Raw genomic sequence first — 15729 nt, 5'->3', positions numbered from 1 at the left:
TTTATGAGTACGATTTTGACATCGTCACAGCAAACCTTTGTTGACATTACGGATCAGCGGAAACTGTCTGCTTATATCACTTGCAATCTGCCGAAGACACAGGTGGAGGATCCCAATGTGCTGCCTCATACCTATGCTCCGTCGTGGGCCTCTACGGCATTGCAGTTGACCCCGGTGATTTTTTTGGACCAGACGGCTGTTGCGCTGGGTTCTACTGGGCTGACGATTGCGTGGAAAAGGAAAGACGGGGCAGGGGCGGAGGCTGCTTTGGCATCCGGGGAATCCGTTAGCGGAGGGGTGCTGACGGTGAATCAGAATAAGCTGTCGGCATCGTCTTCCGGAATGGTTACGTACATTTGCTATATTAGCTATTACGACAGCGAGACGAAGAACACGATCAATATTACGGCGGATGTGACGTTTAGCTTGGTGAAGAATGCGGTAAATGCCCGACTGGTAGATGTGACAGGCGACACTTATGTGTTTAAGTACAATACTTCCGGCACATTGGTAGGGGCTTCCCAGTCTGTGCTGACGGCTCAGGTGCAGGGGGGTTCGATTGCTAAATGGCAGTATAAGGACAGTTCGGGGGCTTGGACGGATTATCCGACGACTTCGGATAATGGGAATATTAGCGGAGCGACATTGATTGTGAAGCCTTCTCACGCGGTGTTTTTCAATAATGTGGCCCAGATTCGGCTGCTGACCGATGATGAGAATGTCTATGATGTGGTGACAATTACAAAGATTTATGATGGTGTGAAAGGGGATTCGGGAAGCGCGGGAGCAGGTGGTCTGTCGGTGATACTGGGCAATGAAGCACAGACGATTGCTTGTACCAATGGCGGCTTGGTGCAGTCCGCTGTGGATGTGACAATCCCTTTCGTTGGTTATATCGGGATCACGCAGGCGGCCTGTACGTGTGCGGTGGGGACTCTTCCGTCTGGCGTGACAGTTAAGAGTAATACGGCTGGGACGGCTGGTGCGGCGGGAAGCCTGGTGCTGACATTCGCAGCCAATGGGACGCTGGGCGGGGCGTCTGTCATCAACGGGACGATCGATCTGACATTTACAATCAGTGGGAAGACGGTGGGAAAGAAGTTTGGCTGGTCGAAGTCGATGAAGGGGAATACGGGAGCCGCGGGAGCTGCCGGTGCGGATGCCGTGGTGTTCAGTGTTTACGCCCCGAATGGAACGATTGTCCAAAATCAGTCGGGGAGTTTGACACTGGCGACTGCCGCTTATAAGGGGGCTGCGGCGATTACGTCCGGGGCGACCTATCAGTGGGCGAAGTATGTATCGGGGACTTGGACCAATATCAGCGGGGCTACGGCGGCTACTCTGACGGTGTCGGGGGCGGATGTTGTCAATATTCAGTCTTACCGTTGTACCATGACTTATAATAGCAAGACTTACCAGGATGTGATTACGGTGGAGGATAAGTCTGACCCGTATGTGTCGGAAATGCTTGCGATTGGTGGGTTTACTTTTAAGAATGGATTGGGCGGGAAAGCGGTTTATGTGATTGTAAGGACGAACAATCAGGAGGTGGACGCTTTGAAGGGGATTGTTTCGGAGACGGCGCCTTCTGCCTCTGCCAGCGGAACTTTTTGGTATAAGATCGATCATGCCAACCGGGCGGTGACGCTGATGAAGTACAGTGGTACTGAGTGGAAGACGGCTACGGAGGCCCAGGAATTAACGTATGCCTGGTATAAGCAGGATAAGGATGGAAATGGGACTTCGTTTGATCAGAAGGGTAAGGTTATTTATCTGCATGCGGATGATATTGATTCAATGGGGACGCTTCAGTGCGATGTGTCTCATTAGGAGGTGATGGCATGGCATTGTTAACTTCATGCCAGAGGTCTTTTGAGAATGTATTTGATGGTTTCAGTGTGGATGTGGGCTGTCTTTCTGTTTCGATTCCGTGCCGGATCAATGGGGTTCCGTCGGAAGGGATGGATGTTGCGATTCCGTTTTGGGGATATTGCGGGGCGCAGATGCGCCCTTGTACCGTGAGTGTTTCCGGTCTGCCGCAGGGTATGAGTGTGCTTTCGAATAAGGCAGCATCCGCGTCGGCAGGGGGGCAGCTGGTGCTTCGTGTCTCGGCTGATGTGGATCTTGGCGCCGGCGCATATTCTGGGGCTGTCTCTCTTACCTTTACCGTTAGTGAGAAAAAGGTTGTGAAGAAATTTCTTTGGACGAAGGTGTATGACGCGAAGGAATTTGACGCAATTCGGGAAGAAATTGAGAATGCGGCGACGAATATCTCCAGCGGTACAAAGACATATTCGGAAAATCTAGTAAATGGACTGAGGGATACGATTGCGTCTTTGTATGTTTCCCGTGTGGAGGGCGATGAGGCGACGGTTGCCCAGCTGAAAAGTTATATTACGAGCCGATTGGATCAGACCAGCGAGGACTATGAGCTGAAATTCAGCCAGCGGGACGAGATTATTGCAAATCTGAATGGTGTGCTGGCAGAGTATATGCGGGATATGGAAACCTATATTCGGTTTAGCGCGGAGGGGATTGAAATTGGAAAAAAGGAAAATTCGGATGAGCTTCCGTATTCTGTCTTGCTGTCAAATGAAAAACTTTCTTTTCGCTCCTATGGTGTCGAAGTTGCCTATGTTCAGTACAATAAGTTGTTCATTACTTCTGCGGAGGTGCTGGATAAGATTTCGGTGGGGAGTGCAGCGAATGGAGGGTATTTTGACTTTATTACTACGTCGACCGGTATGGGCTTGAAATGGAGGGATGTGTAATGGCAAATGCAAATTATTATGGTCATCCGGCCAATGATAAATATACGGGAAAGCTAGAGATTTATGAGAGCAATAATGTTTCGGCCAATAATTCTACGATTACCTGGTATTTCAAGGTATATCGCAATGATAATTATTCGAGTAGTTATTCACGGGCAACGGGGAACCATGTCGTTGTGACGATGAACGGGGCTACCGTCTGTGATACTACGGAGTGTGGAACTGTCAGGGCGCCGAACGGGGAGGCTAGCGCTTATACGTTGGCGAGCGGGACGACGGTGATCGGCCACAATGCGGATGGAAGTAAGTCTTTTGGTTTTTCTGCTACTTACACCAACTCTAACTCGGATTCGATCAGCCCTCTTACGGTATCCGGAACACATTCTTGTAATACGATACCGAGAGCCTCGTCGGTGTCTTCTACCAATTATACGTTGGGTTCGGCCGGGACGATTTCAATTAACCGGGCCTCTTCGTCCTTTACTCATACCTTACAGTATGCTTTTTGCGGCTTGACTGGGACGATCGCTACCAATGTGGGCACTTCGTGCAGCTTTACGCCTCCGAAGAGCTGGGGGAGCCAGATTCCCAATAGCACGTCGAGCTGGGGGACCATTATTTGTATTACATACAGCGGAGGAACGGAAATCGGGCGCAGTAATTGTACCTTTGATGTGTCTGTTTCTAGTGATATGGTTCCGAGTTTTTCCAGTTTGGGAGTTACGCGGGTTAATGGTTCGGTTCCTTCTTCCTGGGGGATCTATGTGCAGGGAAAATCGCAGGCAAAGCTGACGATTAACGGCGCGGCGGGGTCATATGGTTCGACGATTAAGGGTTATACCATTACCGGCGGAGGATTTAGTTCAGGGAGCTCTTCCTTTACTACGGGTTATCTTGGTAGCGGAACGATTACTTTTTCGGCGTATGTGACGGATAGCCGTGGGAGGAAATCGGCTACAAAGACGGTTAGTATTTCGGTGGCGGCATATTCGAATCCTTCTATTTCATCGGTGAGCACTTATCGGTGTGACGCCAGTGGGAATAAGAGCGATAATGGGACTTATTTTCGGGCGTTTGCGAGACTGTCGTTTTCTTCCTGTAGTTCTAAAAATGCTTTGACGTGTACGGTAAAATATCGGAGGACCAATGCGACGAGTTGGACCACGGCTGGTACTTTGACGGATAATGCGGCAGGTGTTTTTGGGGGCGGCGGGATTGGTACGGAGGCTTCTTATGATGTGCTGTATGAATTAAAAGATGCTTTTGCTACGACTACTTATCAGAGCTATGTTTCATCGGCGTTCTTTTTAATGCACTTCAAGCGCGGGGGAAAGGGGATTGCGATTGGGAAGACGGCGGAGACGGATAATTTGTTGGAATGTGCCTTGCCGATTAATATAGCAGGGGAAATCCAGTCCAGCGGCACGTTTAACCGAGGTGGATGGAATACTAAGACAAGCGGTGCATTAACCCAGATTATTGATCATACTGGTGATAGTGTACATAGCACAATTGTGGGGAGAGATAGAAATGGGATGCGTTTTTATGGTTTGGATATGTATGATACCCCTGATACAGCCAACGCACGTATGAGGCTGTATTCTGGTGTTCATTATATAGATGTCCGAGGAAACGGTACGATTGAGACGGATTCACCGATTAATGCTCCGCAATGGAAAAACGGCAATTACTATATGACGAATTATAATGATGGGTACATCCATTATAATGCGACACTTTCTAATAGTCTATCGACCTATGTGCTACAGTTAGCCAAACCAGATTCTGAACAAAATATAAATTTTGTAGATGCTGGATCTAATAACTTGACTGTCTCATTAGGAAAAGGAAGTTCTAACAATAGTAACGCTGTTTTTATGTTTGACCGAACAAATAATGCCAACGTTTGGGCATACAACTCAGTAACCAAGGCCTTCAATATCTATCAGAAAACCACCATGAATCATATTTTTGATAATAACGTAGGTACAGTATGGAACCGAGCCAGAGTCTATTCTCCAGGTGGACAGTTTCTATATATTTGTGGATCGGAAGAGAACGATTATAAGCTGTGGATTGGGGTTCGTAATAGTATGTGGACTTTTGCTCCAGAAAAACCCTATGTTACATTAGGACAAGCAAATTACAAATGGGCTGAGATATATAGTACGAATTCTTCGATCTCTACATCGGACAAAAAAGAAAAGAAAGATATCGAAACTCTAGATTCAAATAAGATGGAGACCTTTGTAAATGCTCTTGAACCGGTTAGTTACAAGTTAATAAAAGGCGAATCTGGTCGTACTCATCACGGTATGATCGCCCAGCAAGTTGAAGAAGCAATGGCTGCTGCCGGAATGACCGATATGGATTTCGCAGGTTTTATACGATCTCCGAAATATGTGGATGTGGATAAAGAAGACGGTACAAAAGAAAATGTTTTGGTCGAAGGCGAATATCTTTACGGGCTTAGATACGAGGAATTTATTGCTCCGTTGATTTCCGTGGTACAGCGCCAGGGAAAGGAAATTAACGATTTGAAGGAACGAATAGCTAGACTGGAGGCGCTGATGTCGTAATGCCGGGCTGGGGAGAATTTCTCCTCAGCTTTTGTTATACTGCCCATAAAAGATGGACGGAAAGGAGAAGTTTCGATGGCGATTACATCATCAAATAATTTGAGACGTGGGTCGAGGGGGGATGATGTCCTAGAGCTGCAGAGAAAACTGAATCAGCTGGGTTATAGCCTGGACGAGGATGCTAGTTATGGACGGGCGACAGAGGCTGCAGTGAGGGACTATCAATCAAAGAATAGCTTGAATATTGACGGGGTGGTGGGAACAAATACTTGGGGGGCGCTGACGCGTCAGCAGGCGAACCCCACGGCGCCGGAAACCCCGGCCGCACCGCCGGAGCCGACTGCTCTTCAGAAAACAGAGGCGTCGAAACCGGGAGCGTACCAGAAGTCGGATTCTGTCTTGGCTGCTGAGCAGGATCTTGTGGATTATGAGAAAAATAAGCCGGGAGCATACCAGAGTAGCTATAGTGACCAGATCCAGGAACTTTTGGATAAGGTGATGAACCGGGAGAAGTTTTCCTACGATTTCAACGCAGATCCTCTCTATCAGCAGTATAAGGATCAGTATATGCAGGGTGGGAAGCAGGCCATGATGGATACAACAGCCCAGGCGGCAGCTCTCTCTGGTGGTTTTGGAAATTCTTATGGTGCTACTGCGGGAAATCTGGCCTACCAACAGTATTTGAAGGGGATGAATGATGTGATTCCGGATCTGTATTCGGCGGCTCTGAACCAGTATCAGAATGAAGGGCAGACAATGCAGAATAATCTAGGGATTTTGCAGGGCCTAGATCAGGCGGATTATGGCAGGCATCAGGATGCCTTGGCGGATTATTATAATCAGTTAAATTATCAGTATAACAAGACCAACAACATGTCCCAGGAGGAGTACAACAAATATATGAATGATTTGTCTGCCTGGCAGGCGGATCGGGACTATGAGTATGGGAAGGATTGGAATGATAAACAGCTGGCCTACCAGAAGGAACAAGACGCGCTGGCGCAGTCAAATTGGGAGAAGGAGTTTAACCTGGCTTTGCAGGCGTCGTCTGGGTCTGGAGGCTCGTCGGGAGGATCTTCAGGAAGAAGCTCAAGTTCAAAGTCTAAGAGCAGTAAAAGCTCTAGCTCGAAATCTAATATGAGTAACGCTGAAGCAATGGCGGCAATAAGGCGTGATGCAACAGCAGTTAGTATTAGAAATGTGTTGGAAGAAGAAAAAGCAGGGAAGCTTACTTGGTATGAAGCCAAAGATCGCATTAACGGTTTAGAGGATTACTTGGAATTCTTAAAGAAATAAGGAGATGTTATGGCAAAATTAAAAACAAGGGCAGATTACGAAGAGTATAAAAAACGGTATGAAAGATCTAATACAAAATCGGAAGAACAATCTGAAAAGAAAAAGAAGTCTTCAAATCCCATAGAGTCATTTTTTCATGATGCCCTGGACGGAATGGTAGAGAAAAGCAAAAAGAAGAGCGCAAGTTCGAGTAATAGAATCAATTCGAGAATAGAATATGAAAAATATAAAAGAAGACATTTGGGCCTCCCCGAAGAAATAAGTTCTGCAGATTCTGTAAAGTATTTTTTTGAGGATGCTTTGAATGAAATGAAAGGGATGGTGAAAAATGAAGTAAAACGGAAAAAGGAGGAGAAAGCAACTTCGAGCGCTGCCTTCGGGAAGTTTTATCAGGCTGTGCAAAATAATCCGAGTGTGAAAAGGGAAATCATGGATCCTATACCGAAGCCCAAGGTTTCTTTTGGACAGGTTTATCAGGCAGCGTCGAAAAGCCGGCCTAGATTTTTTGATGCGGATCAGCATCAGCAGGAACAGTATATTTTGCGCCCGGAAAAATTGAAGCAGCGCCAGGAGGAAATTGAACGTCGGTTGACATTGTTGGAGGCTCAGAAAGCAGAGCGGGATACGGTTATTCAAACTTACCCCAATTATACTGGTGGGTCATACGGTTATTCGGATTATGTAGAGAAAGCGAAGAAGGCCAGGGAGGAGCGACTAAAGCCTTATGAAGGGCTCGACGAAAAGATTTCTGCCCTGGAGAAGGAACGGGATAATCTGAAATATTTGGATTACCAACTCCTATCTCAGCGGCCAGATTTTGTGGAAAAGTCTCAGCTCAGAATTGGAGAGTCTTCCAATTATACGAAAGCACAAAATTTTTTGAATTATGAAGCAGGGAAGCAGGGGATTTCCGATCCCCAAAAGGCTAAAGCGGAAGCGGTCAAATTACTTGGTACTACAAAGCTTGGCGATTTTACTTATGGCGATTATGATGCTATGACAGATAGCGAAGTAGGTACCTATCATTATCTGCTGAATACAGAGGGTGAAAAGAGTGCGGAGAGGTATCTCTTATTCATGGTGCCTGCTTTGCGTTACCGGCAGGGACAGGTCCGGGCCAATCTGGCCAATGATAGGGGCTTTTTTGGCGCTGCTGGAATGGCGGTGGAAAGCGGGCTGAACCAGTTCGGCAGCGGATTGGTCGGGGTGAAAAATGCGGTAACGGGGAACGAATCCAAAGCCGCTAATCTACCAGGGAGAACCCAATATGCTTCCGGAATTTACCGGGAGGGACTAAACCGGTTCCAAAAGCTTCCGTATGATCTTGCAACGACTACGGTAAACATGGCTCCATCTATTGCAGTGAGCGCAGTAAATCCGGTTGCAGGGAGTGCTCTGCTGGGTACGTCTGCGGGAGGTAATGCCTACTCCCAGTCGATTCAAGAGGGGAAGGAATGGGGAGATGCGCTTTTATATGGTGCGTTGGTCGGGGCTTCTGAGTCCTTGATGACCCATGCCCTAGGTGGTGTGACGAATGCGGGGAAAGGCGTTGTGGGCAAACTGGGAAATATGAAGATGGGGCAGAAGGTAGGTCATGTGTTTGATTCTGCCTTATCTCGTGTGGTCAAAAACGATACTTTCCGAAGAGCAGCGCAAATCCTGGGGAGTCGAGCCCTTGCGGAGGGAACGGAAGAGTACATTCAGGATATTGTGAATCCAATTTTCCGTAATGTATCTTTTGATGAAAAAAATGAGGTCCCGCTTTTTACAACGGATGCGGCGTATTCATTTCTCCTTGGTGCTCTTTCTGGCGGGATATTTGCGATTAGGGATACAGTGGCTGTGCGATACACGGAGCCCACTTTGGGGGAGATCACTGGACAGACGGAATATTTCAAAGGAGTAAAGGATATACAAGAGGCTAAAAAACGATTTCGAGAGCTGGCAAAAGAGTACCATCCGGACAGTGGGACGGATACAGCTGACGCTGCAATATTTTCTGCGATTTCTAGGGAATATGGTCGAATCACGTCTGATTGGCAGGCGATACAGCACGACGTTGTTCACGATACACAGAATTTGGCTGGTTTTTTAACTGGCCCTGTACAGGAAGGAAGGGGAATTGGCCTGGAGGAGCAGGCACTTCAAGAAATGGGAGTAGAAGTACCTGCAGAAGCAGCTTCTTCCGACCTGACGCGGAATCCAGTTATGGCAATCCAGCCAGCAGAGGAGACAATTCGTCAGACCATTCCTGGTTCGGTTCGAGATAGGGCATTGCAAGAAAACAGTGGATGGGCTGTCAGAGCAGACGAGGGTGCCTTGGCGAGGCCGGAAGGATTTGAGTCAGTGTCCAAGCGTGACGCTATGGTGAATCTGTCGGACGGGACCACAAAGTCTTTATCAGATGTTGTGATCACGGATCCTTCTCTTCGAACCGTATATCGAGTGGCGTCTAAACTGGACACGGCCACGGCAGCAAATTCGCTGGTAAATAATTACGATGGAAAGACGAATGCGGCCAGTTATGCAGAATCCTATTTGAGAGCATATACAGCGGGGGTAAATGGGAAAACATTTGAATCGGTTAGCTCACTGGAGGGCCGGTTTATTAATGCTGCCACTCTGAAGGAGGCCTATTATCAAGGGAAAGCTGCGATCCCAGTCAGACGGGAATATAACACTGGCAGGGAGATGCAAAAGAGAACGAAGGAAATTGCGAAAGCCCTGGGAAGACGCGTCCGTTTTGTGGACACTCTTTCGAATGGAAAGGGGGGGGGAGCCAATGGTGTATATATCAACGGAGAAATTCTGATTGCACGGGATTCTAACCATCCCGCGACGGTGGTACTTTCCCATGAGCTGACCCATGTGATGCAGGAATCTTCTCCGGAAGAGTACCGGGATTATAAGGAATATGTGGTGAACTATTTCCGGGAATCTCATCCGGATGAGTATTATAAGAGAATCCAGGATCTGAAAGATCTTTATAAAACGGACGATGTTTCATACCTTGAGGATGAGCTGGTGAGCAATGTCACGGAAACCTTCCTGATGGATGAAGCGGCAGTGGATCGTTTTATCCAGGAGAACCGTTCGGCAGCGAGGAAGGTATTGGATTCTATCAAAGAAGTGATCACTAAGATCAAGAATCTGCTTAGCGGATACGAGGCACAAAGCCCGGAGGCGAAGCTGCTGGCGGCTGATTTGGAGAAGTATGAGAAGGCCAGGGATTTGTGGATGAAAGGGCTGATGAAGTCTCAAAGACAATCTGCAAAGGTGGAAGGTGGCCCTAATAGCCGACAATCTATACGTCTTACAGATGCAGATACCCTAGCATATTTAGATGCAGGAGGGAGAACGAACAAGAATAAACTAGAGGCTTATAATGCCGGTAAGCAAATCATACTCCGTTCTGATACTGAAATAAAAGCATATGTGGATAATATCCTGGAAAATGGCGATCAGGGAGTTCCTACGGTGGCATATGGAAAAGTGAATGATCGACTTGCTGCCGCCGTACGTGAAAATTCTGGTGGAAATATTTCAGTGGATGGCCTGTATCTGGAATTTGTGCCTGCTGATATTTCACATGCTTATAAGGGGCATAGCACAGCAAAGCAGGAAGGCAATATTCCGTTGTCAAAGGAAATATTTGAACAAATCCCAGATATTTTGGATTCGTTTTCAGAAGTGGTGTATGTTAGAAAATTTAAGAGTGGTAATACAAGAGTAGTGACAGGAACCAAAACGGATGCAGGAATTGTTGTTATAGTTGAAACTGTATCAAAGAGTCGTGGGGCACTACAGTTTAAAAATGTGATTGGAATGACAGAAGAGGCATATGAATCATACTATGCAGATGAACTACAAAAAAGCAGAGCGAATTCCGGGGGGAACCCCGAAGGTTCCAGATATTCCCTGCGTGACGCGTCTGCTTTTGGTAATAGTATATCCAACCCGGATGAGAATGTCAATGGAAGATTCAGCCTAAAAAAGGACATGACAGAATCCGAACGGACGGAAGAACTCAAAAAAATGACGTTGGAGATTGCTTCTTATGACGCGGACAAAATGTCACGTGCCGATTTCGATGTGGAGCAGCTGGTGAATACGTACAAGAGCCAGGCGAGGGAGCTGATCAGGCCTCTGGCGGAGAGGTTTGGAGTGTTTAAGAGCTATCGGAATGAGCATGTGGAGCTGGAGTTTCAGTATTCGAGGAGCTCTTTAGATGAAAGTTTACATAAACAGGATACACGAACAAAGGAGTTTGATTCTTTTGCCAAGATGTTGTCTTGTTTTGACCAGGTATTAGAAAACGCACAGCCGGTGTATATCCATGATGATAAGTATCGAGGTACAAGAAGGGAAGAGCCACAAATTAAGCAGGTTTATGTTTTGGTAAGTGCATATCGAGACACGGATATGTCCTTAGTGCCGGTGGAACTTCTTGTTAAAGAGTACTGGAATATCAAGAATAAGTTGTATGTATCTGTTACTATGAATTCAATAAAAGAAGCTGACCTCGAGGGGACTACTTCCTTCTCGGAGGGAGAAGGCGCGAACATCCCTAAGTCAGCTTCCTTAGAAACCAGCCTCGAGGCGCAGCCGGAACTCTCCAAAGGAGAGAACTCGAACAACGCTAAGCTGGTTTCTATCATCACTTTACCAGAACTATTTTCAAAAATCAACCCTAAAGATGGAGATTTCCTAAAATATATTCCAGATGATCTTTTGAATCCAGAACAGCTTGTCAGTAAGCGGAAGGCCCAGGCTGAAGAAGACGCAAAAATTGAGAGCCTTCGCGTCTCCTTGAAGGACACTCAGGACACCTCCTCCCCGGATGGCACTCCCTATGAGCACATGGACACCATCCTCGCAGAGGGCTTCCAAGCTCTGGGGAAAAAGAACATCAACCGGAAGAATCTGGGCCATGTGGCAGACCGGATCATCAAGGAGTACAGTTCCCAATATTCAGCGGAAACCCTGGCAGACAATATGCAGACGCTTTTTGCCTACATCCAGTCCCATGATGGGAAGGTGGATTACCAAGACATGATGCAGATCATGGCGGAGATCGCGAAGCCGGTGCTGGAGCAAAGCCGGACACTGGATCGCTCTACGGAGCAAGATTATCAGAAATTGCAGGACTACCTAAAGGGAAAAAAGATCCGTTTGAATGAGCAGCAAAAGGCGGAGATTAATTACTCTTATGGCTCTTACAACCAGTTCCGGAAAGATAACTTTGGCCGGATCTGTCTGTCAGAGGATGGCGTAGCACTGGACGAAATCTGGGACGAACTGTGTGACTTGATGCCGGAGCATTTCGACTCGAATACGCATGAGGCGGCTCAGGTATTTGAAATCCTTGATACCCTGCAGGCGCTAAAGCCGACCTGGAAAAATGATTTCAATATGGACACGGAGGAGGCAGCTTATGATTTGGGCCTTCGTCTGTACCATGAATATTTCAAATATCAGTCGGGCCAGGATGTCCAGAAAGTTCGGGATGAATTGAATCAGCAGCTGCTGGAGGTTCGCAAGCAGGCAAAGGAGTCGGGAGAAAGCAAGGTAGAGAAGGCGAAGAAGCGGGATAGAGCTTATCAGCAAGCAAAAAAAGGATTTATTCCGAAGGGGGAAAATCTGGTACGGAATGTAGATGTGCCTCTCCGGTCAAATGACGGACGGAAGGTGCGGCGTTTTGTGCGGACAGTCTTGGAAAGCCAGTCCATCACAGATGAGATGGTGGCGCCGATCCAGGACAAGGTGCTGGAAGGGACTATGTCTTATACTCCTGCATCCAACGGGGCCGATATGCAGAATGCAAAAGGCGTAGTAGAACGTATGGGACTAGAAGGCGCACGTAGACGGTGGGAAGCGGCCTCCAATGGAAACCGGATTGCCGACCATCGGGAAATCGCCATAGGGGAAGCCCTGCTGCGCGAATATGCAAAAGCCGGTGATGCGGCCAATGTTATTGAGATGACCGCGAGTTTGGCGGCCAATGCAACGAAGGCTGGGCAGGCAACACAGGCGTCCCGCATGATGAAACAAATGGAGAACTTGGGAGAACTGACGTATGTTGCCGATCTTTACACAGTACAGAAAGCGACAGATGATATCAATCGACAGTTGGAAAAGCGTTTTCGAGGTAGAAAAGAGATTCCTCAGATTCAAGTAAACGAAGAGTTGGCACAACAGTTTGCTAAAGCGAAGACCCTGGAAGAACGCCAGAAGTTGAAAGAAAAGATTTATGCGGATCTGGGAGAACAACTGCCGTCCACCTGGGTGGATAAGTGGAACGCCTGGCGTTATCTTTCTATGCTTGGAAATCCCCGGACCCATATCCGAAATCTTACAGGCAATGCAATTTTCATACCGGCCATCTGGACGAAAAATACAATCGCTTATGGTCTGGAAACTGCTTTCTTGCAGAACCAGGAACGTTCGAAGTCTCTGATTGTGGGGAAGAAGTACAAGCAGTATGCGAGAGAGAGCTGGCAGGAAGTGAAAGATATCGTGGCATCTGGTGGAAAATACAATGATTCCAACCGGATCACGGAGAACCAGAGGGTATTTAAGTTTACGCCGCTGGAATGGCTCAGAAAGCAGAATTACCGACTCTTGGAGGGCGAAGATGCCTTATTCTTGCGGCATCATTATCAGCGAGCACTGGGGCAGTATTTACAAGCAAATAAGGTGGATTTGGAAAATGCGGATCAGGCGGTAATGGATCGGGCGATTGCTTACGCCATCAAGGAAGCTCATAAGGCTACTTACCGGGATGCTTCCGCCTTTGCCACCACAATTTCGCGGGCTTCTTCAGGGAACCAGGCGCTGGGACTCTTTATCGAAGGTGTTCTGCCCTTTAAAAAGACGCCGATCAATATCCTGAAGCGTGGTGTGGAATACAGCCCAGCGGGCTTGATCCAGGCTATCACACGGGGAACAAAGCGTTTGGCACAGAAGAAAATTACGCCGGCAGAGTATATTGATCAGCTGGCATCCGGATTGACGGGGACAGGTGTCGTAGCTTTGGGCGCTTTCTTGGCTTCTACCGGATTTTTGATGGGCGGTTTCGGAGATGATGAAGAGGATGATCTAAAAAAATTGACCGGAGAGCAGGAGTATTCGGTTCGCATCGGAGATATATCCTTCACGGTGGATTGGGCTGCCCCGATTTCCCTCCCGCTGTTTGTTGGAGCAGAGTTGCACGCAGCTATGGAGGGGGAATGGGAAGATGCTACCTTTGCCGATTATGCGGAGAGTCTAACGAAGATTACAGAGCCGATGTTTAATCTGTCTATGATGAGTAGCTTAAATGATATGCTATCTGCTGTGAAGCGGTCGGATAATCCTTTGACAGAGGTTGGAAAGCAGGCTGTGCTCAGCTATCTCCAGCAGGCATTTCCTACTATTGGAGGACAGATTGCACGGACGATTGATCCGATATCCCGGCGGAACTCTACAGACAAGAATAGCCAGATTCCCAGCGATGCCCAGTATTTTATCCAGAGGGTAATGGGGAAGATTCCAGCACTGTCTTATTTAAAGGAGCCGCGGTTGAATTCTTGGGGCGAAGAAGATGTGGAAGACAATGTTTTGCTCCGTGCATTTGAAAATTTCATCAGCCCCGGTTATATCTCCAAAGTGGAAGGATCGGACGTTGAGAAGGAACTGAAGAATCTTGTGGAAGATGGAACTACCGGTGTTATCCCGGAGGTGGCGGAAAAAAGCTTTAAAATCGATGGTGAGCAGATTGATCTGACCCCGGAGAAGTATACGAAATACCAGAAAGAGCTCGGTAATTTGTCATATAAAATTTTGGATGAGTTGATCCATATGCCAAACTATGATGCGTTGGAGATGGGAGACCGTGGCGACGTGGTGAAATTGGCCTATAGCTATGCCGACCAGGCCGTGAAACATGAGTTGTTTGACAAGGAGTTTTCTTCCACGTGGGCTGCTGAGATTTATGAGGCTTCGCAATCCGGCGAGACTCTGGGAGATCTTCTAATGGGACGAAAGCAGAACCTATTAGACAGGGAAGAGGTCAGTGCAGCACGAAATGAGTTCATGGAATCTTTGTCCAGCGGAAAGGGCATCCAGAAGAAGGCGGATGCGTATTTTTCCGAAAAGGTTTCCAAAGGAAGCGATGAGAAAAAGGCTGCCAGCGATATTAAAGGCGATGTGACTGAGCATTATAAAAGCACATACATAAATGCGAACGCTTCGGAACGTGCCAGGATAGAAAAGGAATTGCTGAGCTATAAAGTAAACGGTTCTGCCCTGTATGAGAGGAAAGAATTCCTGCAGTGGAGAGAAGGCGGCCAATACGGATCGTTGAAATCCTCGATAGAATCGGGCAATGGGATTCAGAGCAGTGTAAAAGAACTAATGGATTATGGGGTGAGCGGGAAGAGTATTGCAACGCAGATTACGAAGCTGTATAAGGATGAATATGTCAAATTGTATCGGACAAACCGGGGAAAGGCTGCTAATTTGAAGGCCTATATTCTCACGGCATATCAGTCCGCAGGGTATGACCGAGCGAAGAAGAGCAAGGATATTGACCGATGGTTGGATGATTGACGGGGAGGGGAGAAATCCTCTCCCTTCTTTTGTTATACTCAGAGAAAGATATGAGGGAAGGAGGGCCGGAGATGTGACTGTAAGCACAGCAGAATTTGCGCTGGTGATCAGTGTGCTCTCATTGATTTTTCTTGGGTATTCTACGATCCGGGGAAACAAGAGGTCGGATCATACGGATGTGGAGCGACGGGCAGCAGAGACAGCAACCATCAATGTTAAGTTGGATCAGATCGGCGGCGATGTGAAGGATATTAAATATGATATCACCGCTGTGAAACGAGATGTGCAGGGGCTGAATGAGAGAATGATTGTCGTGGAACAATCGACCAAATCCGCCCACCATCGGCTGGACGAGCTTGTAAAAAAGGAGGTACGGAGTGAACAAGGACAAAGCGAAGCTGTGGATTAAAGCTGCCGGGGTACGGGCAGTAAAGACAGTGGCGGAAGCCGCGATTGCTATGATCGGTACAGCAGCAGTAATGGGAGATGTGGAT

General features: G+C 47.5%; 6 protein-coding genes. All 6 read left to right on the top strand.

What is annotated here, in order from left to right; all coding sequences use genetic code 11:
- Nucleotides 1-3: 3 nt before the first annotated feature.
- The 6 genes from MUB23_RS18910 to MUB23_RS18885 all read left to right on the top strand — a co-directional run bounded on the left by MUB23_RS18910 (nt 4) and on the right by MUB23_RS18885 (nt 15644).
- Nucleotides 4-1830, top strand: coding sequence for a hypothetical protein (locus MUB23_RS18910; RefSeq protein WP_244802314.1), 1827 nt, complete (start codon nt 4-6; stop codon nt 1828-1830).
- A gap of 11 nt (nt 1831-1841) precedes the next feature.
- Nucleotides 1842-2771, top strand: coding sequence for a hypothetical protein (locus MUB23_RS18905; RefSeq protein WP_244802313.1), 930 nt, complete (start codon nt 1842-1844; stop codon nt 2769-2771).
- A complete protein-coding gene (locus MUB23_RS18900) occupies nt 2771-5350 on the top strand; it encodes a DUF859 family phage minor structural protein (RefSeq protein WP_244802312.1) in 2580 nt (859 codons plus the stop codon). Before MUB23_RS18905 ends, MUB23_RS18900 begins: the two co-directional genes overlap by 1 nt.
- A gap of 75 nt (nt 5351-5425) precedes the next feature.
- Entirely contained in the window at nt 5426-6646 is a 1221-nt protein-coding gene (locus MUB23_RS18895; protein WP_244802311.1) for a peptidoglycan-binding domain-containing protein, read from the top strand.
- A gap of 9 nt (nt 6647-6655) precedes the next feature.
- A complete protein-coding gene (locus MUB23_RS18890; protein WP_244802310.1) occupies nt 6656-15235 on the top strand; it encodes a J domain-containing protein in 8580 nt (2859 codons plus the stop codon).
- A 73-nt stretch (nt 15236-15308) separates the two neighbouring features.
- Nucleotides 15309-15644, top strand: coding sequence for a hypothetical protein (locus tag MUB23_RS18885; RefSeq protein WP_244802309.1), 336 nt, complete (start codon nt 15309-15311; stop codon nt 15642-15644).
- Nucleotides 15645-15729: the final 85 nt, after the last annotated feature.

The organism is Cuneatibacter sp. NSJ-177 (assembly GCF_022867805.1).
Taxonomy (GTDB): Bacteria; Bacillota; Clostridia; order Lachnospirales; family Lachnospiraceae; genus Pseudolachnospira.
Note: the sequence above shows the minus strand (reverse complement) of the source record. Positions and strands in the feature narration are given on the sequence as shown.

Bases quoted from the DNA above. Each gene is read 5' to 3' on its own strand.
- MUB23_RS18905 (WP_244802313.1), top strand. From the start codon at position 1,842: ATGGCATTGTTAACTTCATGCCAGAGGTCTTTTGAGAATGTATTTGAT.
- MUB23_RS18895 (WP_244802311.1), top strand. From the start codon at position 5,426: ATGGCGATTACATCATCAAATAATTTGAGACGTGGGTCGAGGGGGGAT.
- MUB23_RS18910 (WP_244802314.1), top strand. From the start codon at position 4: ATGAGTACGATTTTGACATCGTCACAGCAAACCTTTGTTGACATTACG.
- MUB23_RS18900 (WP_244802312.1), top strand. From the start codon at position 2,771: ATGGCAAATGCAAATTATTATGGTCATCCGGCCAATGATAAATATACG.
- MUB23_RS18890 (WP_244802310.1), top strand. From the start codon at position 6,656: ATGGCAAAATTAAAAACAAGGGCAGATTACGAAGAGTATAAAAAACGG.